Below are 17,999 nucleotides of genomic sequence, written 5' to 3' on the forward strand. Positions count from 1 at the left end.
GTACCCTGGGCACCACAGACACGGGGTGCGCCACCGACGGCGCTGAGAGCACACCCGTCGAACCTGCTCTAGTTCGGACTAGCGAAGGGAATGTCAGATGATTTCTGCACGCGTCGACCGTCTCCGGGACACCGTGCCACTGGTGCAGTGCCTGACCAACACGGTGGTCACCCAGTTCACCGCCAATGTCCTCCTCTCCGCCGGGGCGTCCCCCGCGATGGTCGACACCCCGGAGGAGGCCGCCGACTTCGCCCGCGTCACCTCCGGCGTCCTCGTCAATCTGGGGACGCCGACCGCCGCCGGGTACACCGCCATGCGTGAGGCCGTCCGGGGCGCCGGCGAGGCCGGCACCCCCTGGGTCCTGGACCCGGTGGCATGCGGTGGTGCCGCAGCCCGCACCTCCTTCGCCGGCGACATCGTCCGGCACCGCCCTGCCGCAGTCCGTGGCAACCCCTCCGAAATCCGCGCGCTGGCGGGGCTCGTCACGGGGGAGACCGGACCGTCCGCCGGTGGGCGCGGCGTGGACTCCACCGACGAGGTCGAGTCCGCCTCCGTGGCCGCGGCCGCCGTGTCCGCGGCGACCGGGGCCGTCGTGGCGGTCTCCGGACCACGCGACCTCATCGTCAGCACCCGGCCCGACGGCACCACCCGGACCACCCGGTTGACCTCGGGCGATCCGTTGATGCAGCGCGTCGTGGGGACCGGCTGTTCGCTCGGAGCACTGACCGCCGCCTATCTCGGCGCCGAACTGTCAGGTGCCACCGGCTCCACCGGCTTCACCGGTTCCGCCGGCCCCGACCTGCACGCCGCAGTTGTCGCCGCGCACGCCCACGCCGGTGCCGCCGGGACCGCTGCGGCCCGGGAGGCGTCCGCCCCCGGCAGTTTCGCAGTCGCCTGGATCGACCGGCTGTACTCGCTGTCCGCCGCCGACATCGCCGGATCGGTGAGCCTCGATGAATGACTGGTCCCTCTACCTGGTCACCGATCCGCAGCTCGGTGGTGGACCGGCACACGTGCCCGGTATCGTCGACGCCGCCGTGCGCGGTGGTGTCAGCGTGGTGCAGCTGCGGGACAAGGACGCCACCGACGAGGTCGTCACGCAACGTGCTGCCCAGCTGAAGGACACACTCGCCGACCGGGTGCCGCTGTTCGTCAACGACCGGGTGGAGACCGCCGTCGAACTGGGGCTCCACCTGCACATCGGCCAGGACGACATGCCCTACTGTACCGCCCGTGACCTGCTGCCGTCCGGCTGCATGATCGGACTGTCGGTGGAGACCCCGGCCCACCTCGATGCGGTCGCCCGGGACATCGCCAACGGGATCCGCCCTCCCGATGTCCTGGGTATCGGACCGGTGGAACAGACCTCCACCAAGCCCGACGCTGCCGCACCCCTGGGTGTCGAGGGGGTTCGGACACTGGCCGCCCGGGCCCGCGTCCTCGGTATCCCCACCGTGGCCATCGGCCACGTCAGTACCCGCAACGGCGCCGCCCTGCTGCGTGCCGGAGTGGACGGCCTGTGCACCGTCTCCGCTGTCATGGCCGCTGCCGACCCGCTGGCCGCCGCGCAGGACCTGCGCACCCTTATCGATGACACACTCACCCGTCAGGAGATCAAGTGACCATCCCCCGCGTCCTGTCCATCGCCGGCACCGACCCGACCGGCGGCGCCGGAATCCAGGCGGACATCAAGGCGATCTGTGAGGCCGGCGGCTTCGCCATGACCGTGGTGACCGCTCTGGTCGCCCAGAACACCCACGGTGTCCGGGAGATCCACACCCCGGACACCGGGTTCCTCACCGCCCAGCTGGACGCCGTCTTCGACGACGTCACTGTGGACGCCGTGAAGATCGGCATGCTCGGCACCGCCGACATCACCAGGACAGTCTCCGGGTATCTCCGGGAACACCGGGTCCCGGTGCTTGTCGTCGATCCGGTGATGGTGGCGACCAGCGGGGACCGGCTCCTCACCCCGGACGCCGAGGCCGCCCTGGCCGATCTCTGCCGGTTGGCGGATGTCATCACCCCGAACCTCGCCGAACTCGCCGTCCTGGCCGGCACCTCCCGGGCCGCCACCCTCGACGAAGCCCTCGAGCAGGGACGCCGGCTCGCCGCCGACCTCGACACCACCGTGATCGTCAAGGGTGGTCACCTGTCCGGGGCATCCGCCGACAACTCCGTCGTCACCCCGGACGGCGATGTCCACACCGTGCCGGTGGCCCGGGTGTCGACGAACAACACCCACGGCACCGGGTGCTCCCTGTCCTCCGCGCTGACCACCCGGCTCGCCGCCGGCGACACCACCCAGGACGCCCTCACCTGGGCCACCGGGTGGCTCGCCGAGGCGATCCGGTACGCCGATGACCTGCACGTCGGCTCGGGCAACGGACCGGTCGACCACACCCACCGCTCCCGTCGTCTTGCTGCGGCCGCCGACACGACCCCGTGGCAGCTCACCGCCTCAGTGCCGACGGTGCTGGAGAGTCCGGACCAGCTGGCCGCGATCGGGGACACCGGCGCTCCCGCCGCGGCATCTGCCGCCCAGATTCCTGCGGCAGGACCCTGGACCCGCGCCCTTTGGGCCGCGTCGGAGCCGCTGTACCGGGACATCCTCGACCTCCCGTTCATCACCGACCTCGGTGCCGGCACCCTTGACCGGGAGGAGTTCTCCTTCTACCTGGCACAGGACGCCGTCTACCTTTCCCTCTACTCCCCTGCCCTGGCGTCCCTGGCGGCGTCCGCCCCTGACCAGGCGTCCGCCCTGTTCTGGGTGAAGGGTGCGGCCGAGTGTCTCGAGGAGGAGGCCGAGTTGCACCGCACCTGGCTCGGTGGGGCTGACGCCGCGACGCCCTCGCATGTCACTGCGTCCTACACCTCGCATCTCATGCGCTGCGTGCAGACCCGTGACCACGTGGTCGGTGCGGCTGCGGTCCTGCCCTGCTACTGGCTCTACGCGGAGGTCGGTCTCACGCTCGCCGACCGGTCGGCGACGGACAATCCCTTCGCCGTCTGGGTGGACGCCTACTCCGGCGAAGAGTTCACCGGGAGCGTCAGTCAGGCCATCTGCCTGGTCGAGCAGGCCTTCGCCGAGGCGACTCCGGCCCAACGTGCCGAGGCCGTCCGGGCGTACCTCGACGCCTCCCGGTGGGAGGTCGAGTTCTTCGACCAGGCCTCGCGCCGGTCTTGACGGTCCGGACTGTACGGACTGTCACTGCACCGGAGAGACCACGGTCCGCAGTTCGGTGGTGGCCAGCAGTTTGCCGGTGGCGGCATTGACGTGGTCGATCCGCCAGAGCTGGCTGGTCCGACCGGTGTGGACCGGGTGCGCCGTCGACCGGATGACGTCACCGGGCATCGAGGGTCGCAGGAAGTTCGTCGAGTTGGTGACGCCCATCACATTGCCCTTGCCGGCGGCCGCGATGAACCCGGCGAAAGATCCTGCCGACTCCCCCAGGCTGGCGTAGACGCCACCGTTGGTCACGCCCCAGGGCTGGACGTGGTCACGGGTGACGGTCAGTTCGACGACGAGCTCCGGGGCGAAGGACACGTACTTCACACCGAGCGTGGCGTCCAGACCGAGGACCCCGCCCTCGAAGATGCCGGCCAGTTCGGTGGATTCATCACCGGTGATGTCGCCGGTCGCCACCTTCTCCAGCAGCTCCTTCATCCTGGCGAGGACAGCCTCCTTCTTCGCCAGGAATCCGGCCTTCTGCTCCTCGGTGTACTCCGCCATCGTGTGCTCCCTGTGCTCTCAGCGTCCCGTCGGAATTAGTGACTCCCGACTCAGTTCTTGTGCTCCCCGACGAGTCTAGCCACCGCCCGGCCCCGGCGGGACGCATCCGGCAGAGTTGGTCGGACGGGCGGTACTATAGGCGACCATGACAGATTCCTCCGCACAGATCGGTGTCGTCGGCCTGGCAGTGATGGGTTCCAATATCGCCCGGAACTTCGCCAACCACGGGCACACCGTCGCCGTCTACAACCGCACCACCGCCAAGACCGACGACTTCATGGCCGAGTTCGGCTCCACGGGGTCCTTCGTCCCCGCGGCCACCGTCGAGGAGTTCGTCGCCTCCCTGGAGCGCCCGCGTCGCGCCCTGATCATGGTCCAGGCAGGCAAGGCCACCGATGCGGTGATCGAGCAGCTCGCCGACGCCATGGAGCCCGGGGACATCATCATCGACGGTGGTAACGCCCTGTACACCGACACCATCCGCCGTGAGGCTGCGATGTCTGCACGTGATCTCCACTTCGTGGGCGCCGGTATCTCCGGCGGTGAGGAAGGGGCCCTCAACGGCCCGGCCATCATGCCCGGTGGTCCGGCCGAGTCCTACAAGTCCCTCGGCCCGCTGCTGGAGGACATCTCCGCGCATGTCGACGGCACCCCGTGCTGCACCCACATCGGTCCCGACGGTGCCGGCCACTTCGTGAAGATGGTCCACAACGGCATCGAGTACGCCGACATGCAGGTCATCGGCGAGGCCTACCACCTGCTGCGCTACGCGGCGGGTATCGAGCCCGCCGAGATCGCCGACATCTTCCGCACCTGGAACGCCGGCGACCTGGACTCCTACCTCATCGAGATCACCGCCGAGGTGCTCTCGCAGGTCGACGAGGCCACCGGAAAGCCGCTCATCGACGTCATCGTCGACGCCGCCGGTCAGAAGGGCACCGGTCGTTGGACGGTCAAGGCCGCCCTCGACCTGGGCATCCCCACCACCGGTATCGGCGAGGCCGTGTTCGCCCGCGCCCTGTCCGGCGCCCGTGAGCAGCGTGCCGCGACCACCGGTTCGCTGCCCTCCGGTGAGCTGTCCACCCTCGATGCCCTCGGGGTCTCCAGGGACGATTTCATCGAGGACGTCCGCCGCGCCCTCTACGCCTCCAAGCTCGTGGCCTACGCCCAGGGCTTCGACGAGATCAAGGCCGGTTCCACCGAGCACGGCTGGAACGTCGACCCCCGCGACCTCGCCACCATCTGGCGTGGCGGCTGCATCATCCGCGCGAAGTTCCTCAACCGCATCGTGGACGCCTACAACACCGATCCGGAGGTGCAGTCCCTGCTCCTCGACCCGTACTTCAAGGGTGAGGTCTCCGGCCTGGTGGACTCCTGGCGTCGCGTCGTCGTCGCCGCGACCCGGCTGGGTCTTCCGGTCCCGGTGTTCTCCTCCTCGCTGTCGTACTACGACTCGCTCCGTGCCGAGCGTCTGCCCGCCGCCCTGATCCAGGGCCAGCGTGACTTCTTCGGTGCGCACACCTACGAGCGCACCGACCGCGCCGGCCACTTCCACACCCTGTGGTCCGGCGACCGTAGTGAGGTTGAGGCGTAAGTGGGTTCATCCTCCGACAGACAGTCGGCCTCGAACGGTGGGACGCGTCGTCGTCGCGTCGTGCGGGGCAGCCGTGCCGTCGACTCCGGTCACGCCGGGTCCGACGGCACGGGCAGTTCCCGCAACGGCGGCAACGGCGGCGGGCGCGGTCACCGCGACCGCCGTCCGGAAAAGGTCGATCTTCAGGGCCGTCCGATCCGCGACGGCCAGGGCAAAGGCAAGGGCCGTAAGCGCCGCCCGTCCGGTTCCACCGGTCATTCCGAGCGCACCCAGGACGGTCAGCGTCACCGTCAGGGTGACCGGCAGAACCGCCGGAACGGTGGCCAGCAGGGACGTCCGAAGAACGGTCAGCAGCCGCGGACCCGCAATCCCGAGGTCTCCCAGGTCCGGGCGCAGCGACCTGCTGCTGCCCAGGTCACGGCACCCGCGGGTCCGGCGACCGGTGTGGATACCTCCATCCGGTTCTCCGGGATGGGTCTGCCGAACCCGGTGGTCAATGAACTGACCCACCAGGGTCTGGTGCATCCCTTCCCGATCCAGGCCGCCGCCATCCCCGACGGGCTCGCCGGGCGCGATGTCCTCGGCCGTGGCCCGACCGGTTCCGGTAAGACGTTCACCTTCGGCCTGCCGGTGATCAGCCGGCTGGTCGGTGGATCATCGAAGCCCGGGCATCCCCGTGCCGCGGTCCTCGTCCCGACCCGTGAGCTGGCCCAGCAGGTCGCCGAACGGCTGCGTCCTTTCGCCGAGGCCGTCGGGCAGCGCGTCATCGAAGTCGTCGGTGGCGTGAACATCAAGCGCAACTTCACCGCACTGGCCCGCCCGGTCGACATTCTCGTCGCGACCCCGGGCCGTGCCGAGGATCTCATCGGCCAGAAGGCCCTGTTCCTCGACCAGGTGGAGATCGTCGCGCTCGACGAGGCCGACCAGATGGCCGACATGGGGTTCCTGCCCCAGGTCCGCCGACTGCTCGACCGTATGCCCTCCGATGCCCAGCACCTGTTCTTCTCCGCCACCCTCGACGGTGACATCAAGGTGCTCATCGACCAGTACATGAACGATCCGGTGACCCATTCCACCGGTGAGGTCGCGGCGAAGGTCGACTCGATGGACCACTTCCTCGGTGTGGTCCCCGACAAGCCTTTCCGCAATGAGGTGGTCCTCGCACTCGGCCGTGCGTCGACGAAGACCATCATGTTCATGCGCACCAAGCACACCGTCGACCGTCAGGTCAAGAAGCTTGTCCGCGACGGAACACCCGCGGTCGGCCTCCACGGCGACAAGGGTCAGGGTGCCCGCACCCGGGCGATCCGCGAGTTCACCGACGGCACGGCGACGGTCCTCGTGGCCACCGACATCGCGGCCCGTGGTATCGACATCAAGGGTGTGGACCTCGTGGTCCACATCGATCCTCCGGCCGAGCACAAGGCTTATGTCCACCGCGCCGGTCGGACAGCACGTGCCGGTGAGAAGGGCACGGTGCTCACCCTGACGCTGGCGGACCAGAAGAAGGACACCGTGGCGATGATGCGCAAGGCCGGGGTCACCCCGACCGAGTGGAATCTCGACGACCCACGGAATCCGCAGGGCATCCGCCGGTACTTCGGCGAGCTGGGGCTGGCAGAGGGCCGGTAGGCGACAATGGACATCCTGCTCAGCATCCTCGGACTCCTGGGCTTCGTACTGCTCACCGCGGGCACCGGCGTTTTCGTCGCCGTGGAGTTCTCGACCACCAGTCTGGAACGTTCCACGATCGACAACGACGTCGCCACCCGCGGTGACGCTGCATCGAAGATGGTGCAGAAGGCGCACAGCAATCTCAGCTTCATGCTCTCAGGCATGCAGCTGGGAATCACGCTGACGACGCTGGCCACCGGCTATCTCGCCGAACCCATCCTGGCGAAGTTCTTCACCCCCATGCTCGAACTGGTGGGGTTGAGTGAGTCGGCCTCGATGCCGATCGCCCTGGTACTCAGCCTGGTGGTCGCGACGATCCTGTCGATGGTCTTCGGCGAGCTCGTGCCGAAGAACATGGCGATCGCCAATCCGTTGGGTACTGCCCGGGTCCTCACGGCCCCGGTGTGGCACTTCAACAAGATCTTCCGCGGTTTCATCCGTGCGCTGAACTGGGTGGCGAACCACATCGTCCGGCGGTTCGGCATCGAGCCCGCCGATGAGCTGGCCTCCGCCCGCTCCCCGCAGGAGCTCAGCGCCCTGGTGCGTCATTCCTCCGGCTCCGAGGGTTTCGACCAGTCCAAGGTCCGGATCCTCGACCGGTCGCTGCGTTTCGGCGATGCCACAGCCGAGGACCTCATGACCCCACGGGCGAAGGTCGACACGCTCGACGTCGATGATTCAGCCCTGGTGCTCATCCGCCTGGCCCATGAGTCCGGCCACTCCCGGTTCCCGGTGGTCCGCGGTGATCTCGATGAGACGGTCGGCGTCGTCCATGTGAAAGACGCGCTGACCATCCCTGCTGCGGCCCGCGCCACGACACTGGTCGGCGCACTCGCCCGTCCGGTGCCGGCGGTGCCGGAGAGTCTCGGCGGGGACGCGGTACTCCGTCAGGTCCGGCTCGCCGGCTCACAGCTCATCCTGGTCGCCGACGAGTACGGCGGCACCGCCGGTATCGTCACCATCGAGGACGTCGTCGAGGAGATCCTCGGCGAGGTCTGGGACGAGCACGACAACCGGGAAGAAGAGCAGGAGATCCGTCAGGTCGGCCGGAGCTGGGAGGTGGCGGGACTACTGCGCTGTGACGAGCTCACCGACATCTGCGGGTATACCGCCCCCGACGGCCCCTACGAAACCCTCGGCGGTCTGGTGATGGCCACGCTCGGCCGGATTCCCTCGGTCGGTGACATCGTCGCACTGCCCGCGGACGACCGCGGAATGATGGACGCTTTCGCCGACGGTCCGGAGGTCCGCTGGGAGGCGCGGGTGGAGTCCATGGACGTCCGCCGCGTCGACAAGGTCCTGCTGCGTCCTGTGACGCTGACGCCCCGGCCAGACGATCCGGAACAGGGAGGTGCCGACGATGAGCGGTGATATCTGGGCAGTGGTCCTCACTGTCATCCTGCTGGCCGTCAACGCCTACTTCGTGGGCGTGGAGTTCGCCCTGATCTCCTCGCGCCGTGACCGGCTGGAGAACATGGCCGCCTCCGGCAACCGTCGGGCCCGCCAGGTGATCAGAGCGACGGAAGATCTCACGATCATGCTCGCCGGCGCCCAGTTCGGCATCACCATCGCCTCACTGCTGCTGGGCAAGGTCGGCGAGCCGGCCATCGCCCATCTCATCGAGGCGCCGTTCCACGCTCTCGGACTGCCGGATGATCTGCTGCATCCGGTCGGATTCGCCATCGCGCTGCTGCTGGTCACGATACTGCACATCATCCTCGGTGAGATGGTCCCGAAGAACATCGCCCTGGCGGGACCGGAATCGGTGGCGACCATCCTCGTCGGCCCGCACATGCTGTTCTGCAAGATCGCGCACCCGATCATGGTCATGCTCAACTGGATCGCCCGGATGACCCTGCACCTGTTCGGCATCGAGCAGCGCGATGAGCTGGATTCGACAGTCTCCCCCTCCGAGTTGGCGGAGATGATCTCCGAATCCAGGTCCGAGGGCCTCATCGCCCCGGCCGAGGCCAACCGGCTGTCCAACGCCCTGAACTCCTCGAAGCGCACCCTGCACGAGGTGCTCATCCCCCGCGACCGCGTCCGCGCGCTGTCCTACGGTCCGCAGGGCATCACCGTCGGACAGATCGAGGACGCCGTCTCTGAGACGGGCTTCTCCCGCTTCCCCGTCACCGATGACGCCGGAACCTACATGGGATACGTCCACGTCAAGGATGTGCTCGACAATGTCCTCGATCCGGCGACCGGCCCGGAGCAGCTGCTCGACGTCAATGACCTGCGTCCGCTGATCACCGTCGAGGGCGGGGCGAACTTCGATGTCGCCATGAAGGAGCTGCGCCAGACGAGTTCGCACATGGCGCAGGTCTCGGAGAACGGGGTGATCGTCGGTGTGGTCACCCTGGAGGACGTCATCGAGGAACTGGTGGGAACAGTGCGTGACTGGACCCATGATGACTGACACGATGACCCGCACACTGATCCTCACCCCCGAGGAATGGCAGGACCGCCGGGCCGACCACGAACGTGCCGCCGACGCCCTCACCGCCGCGCACCGTGCCCGTCGGTCAGCCGGTGAGCGGCATCCGGTGTGGGACTTCATGTTCACCTACTACCCGGTGAAACCCGGCCAGTTGCGCCGCTGGTCCCCCGGCACCGGTGTCGGACTTCTCCTCCCCGAGGACGCCGACCGCAGCAGTCTCCCCGGTCCCGCGAAGTTCCATCACGTGGTCGCCGCGGAGGAGGGCGAGGCCTGGACCCTCGACACCGGGGCCTTCTTCGCCGCCCGTGGCAGTGCGGTGACCTTCATCCACTCGCTGCTGCGGGGCACGGCGTCCCGCCCACCGCGGTTCTCCTGCTTCGGAATGCACGAATGGGCGATGGTCTACCGGGACCGGCCCCGCCATCCCGAGCCGCTGCGTCTCGGTGCCGCCGGGACCGACCGGGTGGTGGAAGCCAACCGGATCAGCTGCACCCACTTCGATGCTTTCCGTTTCTTCACCCCGCAGGCCGTTCCCCGCAATGACCGCACCCCCACCCGGGAGAACCAGCGGCAGATGGAGCAGCCGGGCTGCCTCCACGCCACGATGGACCTCTACAAGTGGGCCACGAAGCTCGGCCCCCTGCTCCCCGGGGATCTGTGGCTCGACACGTTCCGACTGGCCTGCGACGTCCGGGCGACGGACATGGAGGCGAGTCCCTATGATCTGCGTGCCTGGGGCTATGAGCCCGTGGCGGTGGAGACCCCGGCGGGACGCGCCGAGTACGTCCGACGGCAGAAGGAGTTCGCCGGCCGCGGACAGCAGCTCAGGGAGCGTATCGTCTCCCTCATAGAGACCGCCTACCCGGATCTCGCGACGACGACAGGTGGTGACCGACTGTGACTGAAGGTCCGAGGCACGCGAGCGCACGCCGTTCACGGGGTGTGGCGACATGGGTCTGGGCGGTACCGGTGGCGGTGGTCGTCATCATCGCGGTGTTCATCGGGTGGCTCGCACTTTCCCGCGACGACGACAGTGACGCCTCCGGGTGTATCGCCGGAGATCTCGGCCTGCTGGTGTGGGCGGATCCTGCTACCGAGGACACCGCCCGGTCTCTGGTGGACGCCTACGCCGCGGCTGATCCGGTGGTGCGCGACTTCTGCGTCCGGCCCCGGCTCGAGATCAAGGACACAGCCGCGGCTGTGGACGAGTACCGCTCAGCGATGCCGGGTGTGGCACCGGTATGGCTGCCGGCCGGCTCTGAGCTCACGGCCGGACTTGCCGGAGCACCCGAGGACCCCCCGGTCGTCGGAACCACTGCTGAGGGACTGCCGGTACCGCTGGTGGCCTTCGGTTCCTCACCGATGGTGCAGGAGGACCAGGCGCGCGCAGCCGCCGACTTCCTGCGGACAGCGACGGCCGGAGAAGGAGACAGCGGAGAAGACGGCGGAGAGAACTAGGAACTGCGGAGACGGCGACGGGCGGCGAGCTCGTCGCCCATCACGGCCTGGCCCTCGTCGACGGACTCCCCGTCCTCGTCCCGGCGTTCGGCCGGGAAAGCGGTGATCGTGCCGGTCAGTTCCTTCATCAGTCCGGGCACCGCGATGCCGAAGACACCCTGGCCACCGTTGAGCAGGTCGATGACCTCTTCCGGGGAGCTGCAGGCGTAGACGGTCTTGCCGTCGGAGACGAGAGTGAGGCCGGCGAGGTCGTCAATGCCGAAGTTCTCGAGCTTGGCGACGGCGCGCCGGATGTTCTGCAGGGAGATGCCGGTGTCCAGCAGTCCCTTGACGATCTTCAGCACGAGGATGTCGCGGAAAGAATACAGCCGCTGACTTCCGGACCCCTTGGCCGTCCGGATCGTCGGCTGGACCAGCTTGGTCCGCGCCCAGTAGTCGAGCTGGCGGTAGGTGATGCCCGCGACCTGGCATGCCGTGGTCACCCGGTACCCCGACTCCTGGTCGTCGTGGTGGACCTCGAACAGAGCGTCCTGCTGATCCATGCGTGTCTCCTCATACTCCGGCGCGCGTGTCCTCCGCGCGCCTGTAGTTCACCTGACCCAAGACTAGACGGACGGGTGGAACAGTCAACCCCCTCATGCAGGAAAATGTTCGATCCACCGTCAAAGTCTCAAGTTCAACTTGACGTTGAGGGTGATGGTAGCAGAGCAGAGCAACGACAGGCGTGTAACAACACGCCTGTCGTTCAGGGAAGTCAGGAAGTTCTCGCCGTCTACCGGGCGAGATTGGACTTGACCATCGAGGCGTGCAGTGAGACGAGCAGTGCACTGACTTCGCGGCCGACCTCCGAGGCACGCTCTGCGGCGTTCTCGTCGCGGCGGTGCGCCACCGGCTCGGTGACCCGGTTGACCAGGTCGGACTGACGTCGGGCCATGGTGACCAGCGAGCGCAGGTGGCGGGAGTCGATACCGAACTCCCCCAGCTTCGCCGCGATCTGCACGACCTCGACGTCGTCGGTGGAGAAGAACCCGGCGGCGTCCGGAACCACCATCTCCATCCGGACGAGGACGCCGAGGAAATCATCGTCGGCTCCGGAACGCACGCAGACATCGGCCCGGGTGAGTCGACGGACCTGCGGAGCGCGGAACTGCTCGGCGGTCACCGCACCCGCGACAGAATCACTGTGCGAGTTGATGGTGGTGACATTGCCGGCGTCCATCGCGTCGAGACGTTCCTTGATGACCTTCAGCGGCAGGAACTCGTCCCGCTGCAGGCCGAGGATGTAACGGATCCGGGAGATGTCCTCCGGGGAGAACCGCCGGTAACCGGACTTGCTGCGCCGGGGGCTGATCAGCCCCTCCGCCTCGAAGAACCGGATCTTGGAGACCTTGACCTCCGGGAAATCGGCCTGGAGGTTCTTGATCACGTCACCGATCGACGAGGTCGGGAGAATTCCCTGGCCGCGGTCGAGCGCGGGGGCATTCTCCTTCGCGGTCTTGTCGTCGGACTGGCGGGCTGCTCCGGACTGCGAACTCACGATTCTCCTCGATACCGGCTGGAACTTCGGGTCATTCAGGTCTTGATACACGTCCGCCGACCCGGACGGGGTCCGGGCCGACGGTCACATCATGCGGACACGCGGTCCGCGCCGGCCGGTCAGGCCTCCTTGGCCCCGTTGAGGAAGACAAGGCGGAACTTACCGATCTGGATCTCGTCACCGTTGCTCAGCACGGCGGAGTTCTTCGGCTCGCGGTTGACGTAGGTGCCGTTGAGCGATCCCACGTCGACCACCTCGTAGTCGTCGCCGCTGCGACGGAACTCCGCGTGACGACGGGAGACGGTGACATCGTCGAGGAAGATGTCACTGTCGGGGTGACGCCCCGCAGTGGTCGTGTCCTGGTCGAGCAGGAAACGGGAGCCCGCATTCGGGCCACGCTTCACGACGAGAAGCGCGGAGCCGGAGGGCAGTCCTTCCACACCTGCGGGTGAGGACTCGGACTGCACACCGGTCTCCATCTCCTTGAGGAGGTCAGCGCGGAAGACCGAGGTGGTTTCGACCGAGGCCTCCGGGATACCGGTGTTGTCGCTCATGTTCAGTTCCTCCTGGAATCTGGTACTGGTGACCGTTGTCGCCCCACCACGGTCGCGGAGGGGCGTTAGGCACAACAGGCGGTCTGCCTGTGAGTCGTTTTCATCATACTACCCGTCACGAATCCGGGTGGCGTCGCGTTACGGGATTACACCCGTGAAGTTACTCACCGGAACATCGAGGCGATGGATCCCATCACAGAACCACCCGTGGAGCTCAGCGGGTTGTCATTGACCATGTAGGTCCAAGTCGCACTGGGCTTGTGGAGGCCCAGGTCTCCCAGGGACACGCCGTCGGCGGTGATCTCCGCCTCGGTGAAGGTCTCCCTGGCCAGCGACACCGCACGCTCGGCGAGTTCACCGAATGCAGCGATGGACAACCGGTGGAACTCGTCGATCGGGCTCTCCCTGGCGATCGCACGGAGGTGGATCGACTCCCGCACGTCGTCGAGGTAGGCCAGGTGCTCGCTCCACTCGTGGTCGAGGTGGTAGAGCATGATCTCCCGGGCGGCCTGGACCAGCACTTCGTGGTCGATACCGGCGGCCTGCAGGGCCCCGGCCTTCTCCACGTCGTGGTAGCTCAGGTCGTCCCACGCGGCTTCGGTGTCCAGCACCCGGTCGCGCCGCTCGTTGACGATGGCACGCTGGTCGGCGATGAGCTTGTTGTACTTCCACGTCGTCGCGTGGATGTCGAGCATCTGCCCCTCTGTGACGCGCTGGCAGTGGTCGACGAACTGGAGCACCTTCTTCTGCTCCATCCGGCCGTCCTCGTCCGGCTGCGCGGTGAGTTCCTCACCCGCACCGCCGACGGAGACCATGTCGTCCTCCAGGGACACGAAGAAGACCGAGTAGCCGGGATCACCCTGGCGTCCGGCACGGCCCCGCAACTGGTTGTCGAGGCGGGCGGAGCGGAACCGCCCCACCCCCACGACGTGCAGGCCACCGAGCTCGACGACCCGGTCATGCTCCTCCTGCCCCGGCTCACCTTCGGTTCCGCCGAGACGGATGTCGGTGCCTCGCCCCGCCATCTGGGTTGAGACAGTCACCCGCCCGGGGCGTCCTGCCTCGGCGATGATCCCGGCCTCGGCCTCGTGGTTCTTGGCGTTGAGCACATTGCATTCCACACCACGCATGACCAGCGCGTCGGCGATGCTCTCCGACTGGGCGACATCCTGGGTGCCGACCAGCACCGGCTTCCCGGTCCGTTGGATCTCCACGATGTGGTCGATGACCGCGGCGTCCCGCTCGGTGGCCTCGGCGTAGACGTGGTCGACCTCGTCGAAACGCTGCGTCGGGTCGTTCGGGTCGATGACACTCACCGAGAGCCCGTAGAACTGTCGCAGCTGGTCGCTCGCGGCGACCGCAGTGCCGGTCATGCCGCACTTCTGGGGGTAGAGACCGAGCAGCGCCTGAATCGTCACCTGGTCGAGGATCCGGCCGCCGTCGGTGACGGTCAGCCCCTCCTTCGCCTCCACCGCAGCCTGCAGACCGTCCGGCCACCGCTGCAGTTCGGCGACGCGTCCCCGGGAGTTGTCGATCAGTGCCACTGCACCGTCACGCACGAGGTAGTGCACGTCGCGGACCAGAAGGTGCTGGGCGTGCAGCGCGACATTGACCTGGGAGAGCAGGTCGCCGGCGTCTTCTCCGTAGAGGGAGTCGATACCCAGCTGCTTCTCGACGAACGCTGAGCCGGCGTCGGTGAGGAAGATGTTCCGGCGGTCTCCGGAGACGGTGAAGTGACGGTCCTCGTCCATCCGCCGGACCAGGTCGGTGATCGACGCCGCCGGACCTGCGCCCGGCTCGGAGCCGGCGAGCACCAGCGGCACCAGGGCCTCGTCGACCATCACCGAGTCAGCCTCATCGACCACGGCGACATCGGCGGGGGTACGCACGGCGTCCTCCCGGCGGGTGATGAGCTGGTCGCGCAGCACATCGAAGCCGATCTCGTTGATCGCGCCGAACACCACGTCGCAGGAGTAGACCTCACGCCGGGCGTCGGGGCCGGCCTCCTCCGCGATCGCACCGTGGGTCAGGCCGAAGAAGTCGAGCAACGGGCCCATCCACTGCTCGTCACGACCCGCCAGGAAGGAGTTCACCGTAATGACGTGGACCTTCTTGCCCTGCAGGCCGTAGCCGACCGCCGTCATCGCACCGACCAGGGTCTTACCCTCACCGGTGGCCATCTCCACGACATCGCCGACGAGCATGCGCAGCGCACCCTGGAGCTGCACGTCGAACGGGCGCATCCCCAGGGTGCGGGACGCCGCCTCGCGGACCGCCGCGAGCAGCAGTGGAGCATCCTCGACGGTGCGCGCCTCGTCGGAGCCGATGCACGAATGGGCGATCTCCACGACCTCCGCGTCAGAGGCGTCGGAGAGCCGGTCAGAGGCCTTCTCCGCCTCCCCCACGATCGTCTTCGACTTCTTCTGGTTCGCCGTCGTCGACGATCCCATGGCCTTCCAGAACCAGCCGAATCCGGCCATCACACGCCTTTCGAAGGAGATACAGTCCGCTCCAGCCTAACCGATCACCGTCACCGCACAGCCCGGTAGTCTGCGGTCATGGCTTCCCCGTCCGTCACCTCGGTCAACCTCACCCTGCCCGGATCCCTGCGACGGGCCGACGGCGCCCCGTCGACGATCACCGGCACACTCGACGTGCCTGCCGCCGCCCGGTCCATGTCACCGGAGGAGTTCCGCGGAGCGGGGTTCAGGGTTGCGCTGCTCGCCCACTGTTTCACCTGCACCCGTGCCGCGCCCGGTGTGTTCCGGGTCTCCCGGGCCCTGGCCCGTGCCGGGATCGCCTCGCTCCGCATCGACTTCCCGGGCCTCGGCGACTCGGACCCGGAGAACGGCGGCGTGCCCTTCGAGGACACGACCTTCAGCTCGAATGTCGACGATCTCGTCTCCGTCGCCGGGTGGCTGGATCAGCGGCTGGTCGCCCCCTCCCTGCTCGTGGGCCACTCCCTCGGCGGAGCCGCGGTTCTCCGGGCCGCGCCCCGTATTCCGTCGGTGAGCGCGGTGTGCACCGTGGGCGCGCCGTACCTGCCCGGACGGGCGGCATCCTCCCTCCTCGACGCTTTCGAGGACGCCACCGATGACGGGGACGCCCGGACAGTCCACCTCGCCGGACGCGAGATGACCTTCCGTCGACGCTTCCTCACCGACCTCGCCGCACGCTCCGCCGAGGACGCGGTGCGCGCCGACATCGCCGAGCCCGGCCAACGCGGCGTCCCGCTGCTGGTACTGCATTCCCCGGAGGACCGGACGGTGCCGGTGGGGGACGCCGAACAGATCTTCGCCGCGGCGTCCTGGCCGAAATCGCTGGTGAGCATCCCGGATGCCGACCACCTTCTCACCCGTCGTGGCGCGGCACAGCGGGTCGGTGACACGGTGGCGGCCTGGGCGACCGGCCTCGACCGCTGAATCGACCGCTAGAGTGATGTGACATGACTGACATCACCTTCATCCCCACCGCCGACCTCGTCGACATCATCGGGCCGGACGCCCGCAGCTGCGACACCCAGTTCAGCAACCTCGGCGGACACACCGACTTCTGTGGTCCGATCACCACCATCCGCTGCTTCCAGGACAACGGCCTGGTCAAGAAGACCCTGCAGGAGGACAACCCTGGTGGCGTCCTCGTCGTCGACGGTGACGCATCGGTCCACACCGCACTGATGGGTGACATGATCGCGGAGTTCGGTGTGGAGCACGGGTGGGCCGGTGTGATCATCAACGGTGCGATCCGCGACTCCGCCGCCGTCGGCGGCATGGAGTTCGGCTGCAAGGCGCTGGGCACCAACCCCCGCAAATCCGCCAAGGACGGCGCCGGTGAGCGGGACGTCGTCGTCCACTTCGGTGGCGTGGACTTCGTGCCCGGGCACATCGCCTACGCGGACGCTGACGGCGTCATCGTCGCCGAAACTCCGGTGTCACCTGCCGATTAGCGCAACCGAATCGGGGTGTTGTAAGCTTTGCCCCGTTCGCAAGTGAGTAGTCACCGCGGATGGACGGACTGTGGCGCAGTTTGGCAGCGCACCACACTGGGGGTGTGGGGGTCGCAGGTTCAAATCCTGTCAGTCCGACAGTAATCCCGCCGTCGGGAGCCCTTCAGAGGGCTCCGGCGGCGGGATTTTTCTGTGCCCTCCCCTACCCCAGGCGTGTCATACGCACCGTGACGAAGAGCTCCGAGGACGCCTGTCCGGAGAACATCCCCTTCAACGGGGGCACATCGCCGTACTCGCGGGCTGTGCCGACGATGACGTGCAGCTCACCGGGGACGACGTTGTTGGTCGGGTCGAAGCTGAACCAGCCGTTGTTGTCGCCGTCGTTGAACCACTGGACCCAGGCGTGGGACTCGGCGTCCACCGTCTCGCCGATCTCGGCGTCCTTCTTCGGCAGGACGTAACCGGAGACGTAGCGGGCGGCGATACCCACCGACCGCAGCGCGCCCACCATGATGTGGGAGAAGTCCTGACACACGCCTTTGCGGGCCTCCCAGGCCTGCGCGGCGGTCCCCGTGACGTCACTGGAGCCGGATTCGTAGGTCATCTCCTCGTAGATGAGCCTGCCGACCGCCAGGGCGATCTCATCGACAGTCTCCTCGTTGTCGGCGATCTCCCGGGTACGGGTCAGCAGGTCCTCGGACGGTTCGACCATCGGCGAGAACCCGAGGAACTCGCTGAGGGCGTCCTCGTGCTCCGCCATGTCCGCCACGGTGAGTCCGGTGCGGGTGGAGGGGGCGGCGTCCACGTCGAGGGTGGTGGTCACACCGACGATCATCTGGTCGTGGGGTTCATGGAGCTCGAAGGAGGTCACGTGGGTGCCCCAGTAGTCGATGAAGGAGTAGGACCATGGTTTCGGGGTGATGGTCACCGACTGCTCGCGGATGAGCTGCTGGGACGTGTAGAGCGGCGTCATCCGGATCTCGTTGAAGGAGTCCGAGACAGGGTCGGAGTAGTTGTAACCGGTGGTGTGCACGATGCGCAGTGTGGTTGTCATTGGTCTTCG

General features: G+C 67.6%; 17 protein-coding genes, 1 tRNA gene and 1 riboswitch. Of the genes, 12 read left to right on the forward strand and 6 right to left on the reverse strand.

All coding sequences use genetic code 11. The annotated features are described in order from the left end of the window. The first annotated feature begins 11 nt into the window (after positions 1-11). Positions 12-108, forward strand: a riboswitch (TPP riboswitch). From thiM to CVA01_RS11645, 3 genes are all read left to right on the forward strand, one after another. Beyond that, entirely contained in the window at positions 98-961 is an 864-nt protein-coding gene (thiM, locus tag CVA01_RS11635) for a hydroxyethylthiazole kinase (RefSeq protein ID WP_141330904.1), read from the forward strand. (Overlaps the previous riboswitch by 11 nt.) Next, a complete protein-coding gene (gene thiE, locus CVA01_RS11640; RefSeq protein WP_073884717.1) occupies positions 954-1,622 on the forward strand; it encodes a thiamine phosphate synthase in 669 nt (222 codons plus the stop codon). Before thiM ends, thiE begins: the two co-directional genes overlap by 8 nt. Further along, positions 1,619-3,187 (forward strand): bifunctional hydroxymethylpyrimidine kinase/phosphomethylpyrimidine kinase, encoded by a 1,569-nt coding sequence (locus CVA01_RS11645; protein WP_141330906.1) that lies wholly within the window; start codon positions 1,619-1,621, stop codon positions 3,185-3,187. Before thiE ends, CVA01_RS11645 begins: the two co-directional genes overlap by 4 nt. Before the next feature lie 21 nt (positions 3,188-3,208). On the opposite strand, the gene CVA01_RS11650 is transcribed toward CVA01_RS11645, so the two are convergent. After that, the gene (locus CVA01_RS11650) at positions 3,209-3,733 is read right to left on the reverse strand and encodes a PaaI family thioesterase (RefSeq protein WP_082796549.1); all 525 of its coding nucleotides are present in this window, start codon (positions 3,731-3,733) and stop codon (positions 3,209-3,211) included. Between the two features lie 145 nt (positions 3,734-3,878). Here CVA01_RS11650 and gnd point away from each other — a divergent pair, with 145 nt between their 5' ends. The 6 genes from gnd (at position 3,879) to CVA01_RS11680 (ending at position 10,899) form a co-directional block, all read left to right on the forward strand. Next, positions 3,879-5,327 (forward strand): NADP-dependent phosphogluconate dehydrogenase, encoded by a 1,449-nt coding sequence (gene gnd, locus CVA01_RS11655; protein ID WP_014009848.1) that lies wholly within the window; start codon positions 3,879-3,881, stop codon positions 5,325-5,327. 471 nt (positions 5,328-5,798) lie between these two features. Continuing rightward, positions 5,799-6,959 carry a DEAD/DEAH box helicase gene (locus CVA01_RS11660; protein ID WP_082796552.1) on the forward strand — a complete coding sequence of 387 codons (1,161 nt, stop codon included), beginning with the start codon at positions 5,799-5,801 and terminating at the stop codon, positions 6,957-6,959. 6 nt (positions 6,960-6,965) lie between these two features. Next, a complete protein-coding gene (locus tag CVA01_RS11665) occupies positions 6,966-8,372 on the forward strand; it encodes a hemolysin family protein (RefSeq protein WP_014009846.1) in 1,407 nt (468 codons plus the stop codon). Next, positions 8,362-9,420, forward strand: coding sequence for a hemolysin family protein (locus CVA01_RS11670; RefSeq protein ID WP_073884713.1), 1,059 nt, complete (start codon positions 8,362-8,364; stop codon positions 9,418-9,420). The genes CVA01_RS11665 and CVA01_RS11670 overlap by 11 nt, the downstream gene beginning before the upstream one ends. Then, on the forward strand, positions 9,410-10,342 hold the full coding sequence (locus tag CVA01_RS11675) for a 3-methyladenine DNA glycosylase (RefSeq protein WP_312775128.1): 933 nt from the start codon (positions 9,410-9,412) through the stop codon (positions 10,340-10,342). The genes CVA01_RS11670 and CVA01_RS11675 overlap by 11 nt, the downstream gene beginning before the upstream one ends. Positions 10,343-10,383: 41 nt before the next feature. Further along, complete coding sequence (locus CVA01_RS11680; protein WP_141330908.1) at positions 10,384-10,899, forward strand: hypothetical protein; 516 nt, start codon at positions 10,384-10,386, stop codon at positions 10,897-10,899. On the opposite strand, the gene CVA01_RS11685 is transcribed toward CVA01_RS11680, so the two are convergent. From CVA01_RS11685 to secA2, 4 genes are all read right to left on the reverse strand, one after another. Beyond that, on the reverse strand, positions 10,896-11,441 hold the full coding sequence (locus CVA01_RS11685) for a MerR family transcriptional regulator (protein WP_014009842.1): 546 nt from the start codon (positions 11,439-11,441) through the stop codon (positions 10,896-10,898). The two genes, CVA01_RS11680 and CVA01_RS11685, sit on opposite strands and share 4 nt — an antisense overlap. A gap of 230 nt (positions 11,442-11,671) precedes the next feature. Then, positions 11,672-12,436 carry a transcriptional regulator FtsR gene (gene ftsR, locus CVA01_RS11690; protein ID WP_014009841.1) on the reverse strand — a complete coding sequence of 255 codons (765 nt, stop codon included), beginning with the start codon at positions 12,434-12,436 and terminating at the stop codon, positions 11,672-11,674. A gap of 119 nt (positions 12,437-12,555) precedes the next feature. Next, a complete protein-coding gene (gene odhI, locus CVA01_RS11695) occupies positions 12,556-12,990 on the reverse strand; it encodes an oxoglutarate dehydrogenase inhibitor Odhl (protein WP_014009840.1) in 435 nt (144 codons plus the stop codon). Positions 12,991-13,154: 164 nt separating this feature from the next. Next, positions 13,155-15,470 (reverse strand): accessory Sec system translocase SecA2, encoded by a 2,316-nt coding sequence (gene secA2, locus CVA01_RS11700; protein ID WP_141330910.1) that lies wholly within the window; start codon positions 15,468-15,470, stop codon positions 13,155-13,157. A 78-nt stretch (positions 15,471-15,548) separates the two neighbouring features. Between secA2 and CVA01_RS11705 the strand changes: the two genes are divergently transcribed. The 3 genes from CVA01_RS11705 (at position 15,549) to CVA01_RS11715 (ending at position 17,074) form a co-directional block, all read left to right on the forward strand. Further along, positions 15,549-16,412, forward strand: a complete 864-nt coding sequence (locus CVA01_RS11705; RefSeq protein WP_141330912.1) for an alpha/beta hydrolase family protein — start codon at positions 15,549-15,551, stop codon at positions 16,410-16,412. Positions 16,413-16,435: 23 nt separating this feature from the next. After that, entirely contained in the window at positions 16,436-16,936 is a 501-nt protein-coding gene (rraA, locus tag CVA01_RS11710; protein WP_141330915.1) for a ribonuclease E activity regulator RraA, read from the forward strand. 64 nt (positions 16,937-17,000) lie between these two features. Further along, positions 17,001-17,074, forward strand: a tRNA-Pro gene (locus tag CVA01_RS11715). Between the two features lie 64 nt (positions 17,075-17,138). Here CVA01_RS11715 and CVA01_RS11720 read toward each other — a convergent pair. After that, complete coding sequence (locus tag CVA01_RS11720; RefSeq protein ID WP_141330917.1) at positions 17,139-17,990, reverse strand: transglutaminase family protein; 852 nt, start codon at positions 17,988-17,990, stop codon at positions 17,139-17,141. Between the last annotated feature and the right edge of the window lie 9 nt (positions 17,991-17,999).

Source organism: Corynebacterium variabile (assembly GCF_006539825.1).
GTDB classification, from domain to species: domain Bacteria; phylum Actinomycetota; class Actinomycetes; order Mycobacteriales; family Mycobacteriaceae; genus Corynebacterium; species Corynebacterium variabile.

Coding starts and splice junctions, on each gene's coding strand:
- CVA01_RS11705 (WP_141330912.1), top strand. CDS start 15,549: ATGGCTTCCCCGTCCGTCACCTCGGTCAACCTCACCCTGCCCGGATCC.
- CVA01_RS11650 (WP_082796549.1), bottom strand. CDS start 3,733: ATGGCGGAGTACACCGAGGAGCAGAAGGCCGGATTCCTGGCGAAGAAG.
- CVA01_RS11685 (WP_014009842.1), bottom strand. CDS start 11,441: ATGGATCAGCAGGACGCTCTGTTCGAGGTCCACCACGACGACCAGGAG.
- odhI (WP_014009840.1), bottom strand. CDS start 12,990: ATGAGCGACAACACCGGTATCCCGGAGGCCTCGGTCGAAACCACCTCG.
- rraA (WP_141330915.1), top strand. CDS start 16,436: ATGACTGACATCACCTTCATCCCCACCGCCGACCTCGTCGACATCATC.
- CVA01_RS11660 (WP_082796552.1), top strand. CDS start 5,799: ATGGGTCTGCCGAACCCGGTGGTCAATGAACTGACCCACCAGGGTCTG.
- secA2 (WP_141330910.1), bottom strand. CDS start 15,470: ATGGCCGGATTCGGCTGGTTCTGGAAGGCCATGGGATCGTCGACGACG.
- thiE (WP_073884717.1), top strand. CDS start 954: ATGAATGACTGGTCCCTCTACCTGGTCACCGATCCGCAGCTCGGTGGT.
- gnd (WP_014009848.1), top strand. CDS start 3,879: ATGACAGATTCCTCCGCACAGATCGGTGTCGTCGGCCTGGCAGTGATG.
- CVA01_RS11665 (WP_014009846.1), top strand. CDS start 6,966: ATGGACATCCTGCTCAGCATCCTCGGACTCCTGGGCTTCGTACTGCTC.
- CVA01_RS11670 (WP_073884713.1), top strand. CDS start 8,362: ATGAGCGGTGATATCTGGGCAGTGGTCCTCACTGTCATCCTGCTGGCC.
- thiM (WP_141330904.1), top strand. CDS start 98: ATGATTTCTGCACGCGTCGACCGTCTCCGGGACACCGTGCCACTGGTG.
- CVA01_RS11720 (WP_141330917.1), bottom strand. CDS start 17,990: ATGACAACCACACTGCGCATCGTGCACACCACCGGTTACAACTACTCC.
- CVA01_RS11675 (WP_312775128.1), top strand. CDS start 9,410: ATGATGACTGACACGATGACCCGCACACTGATCCTCACCCCCGAGGAA.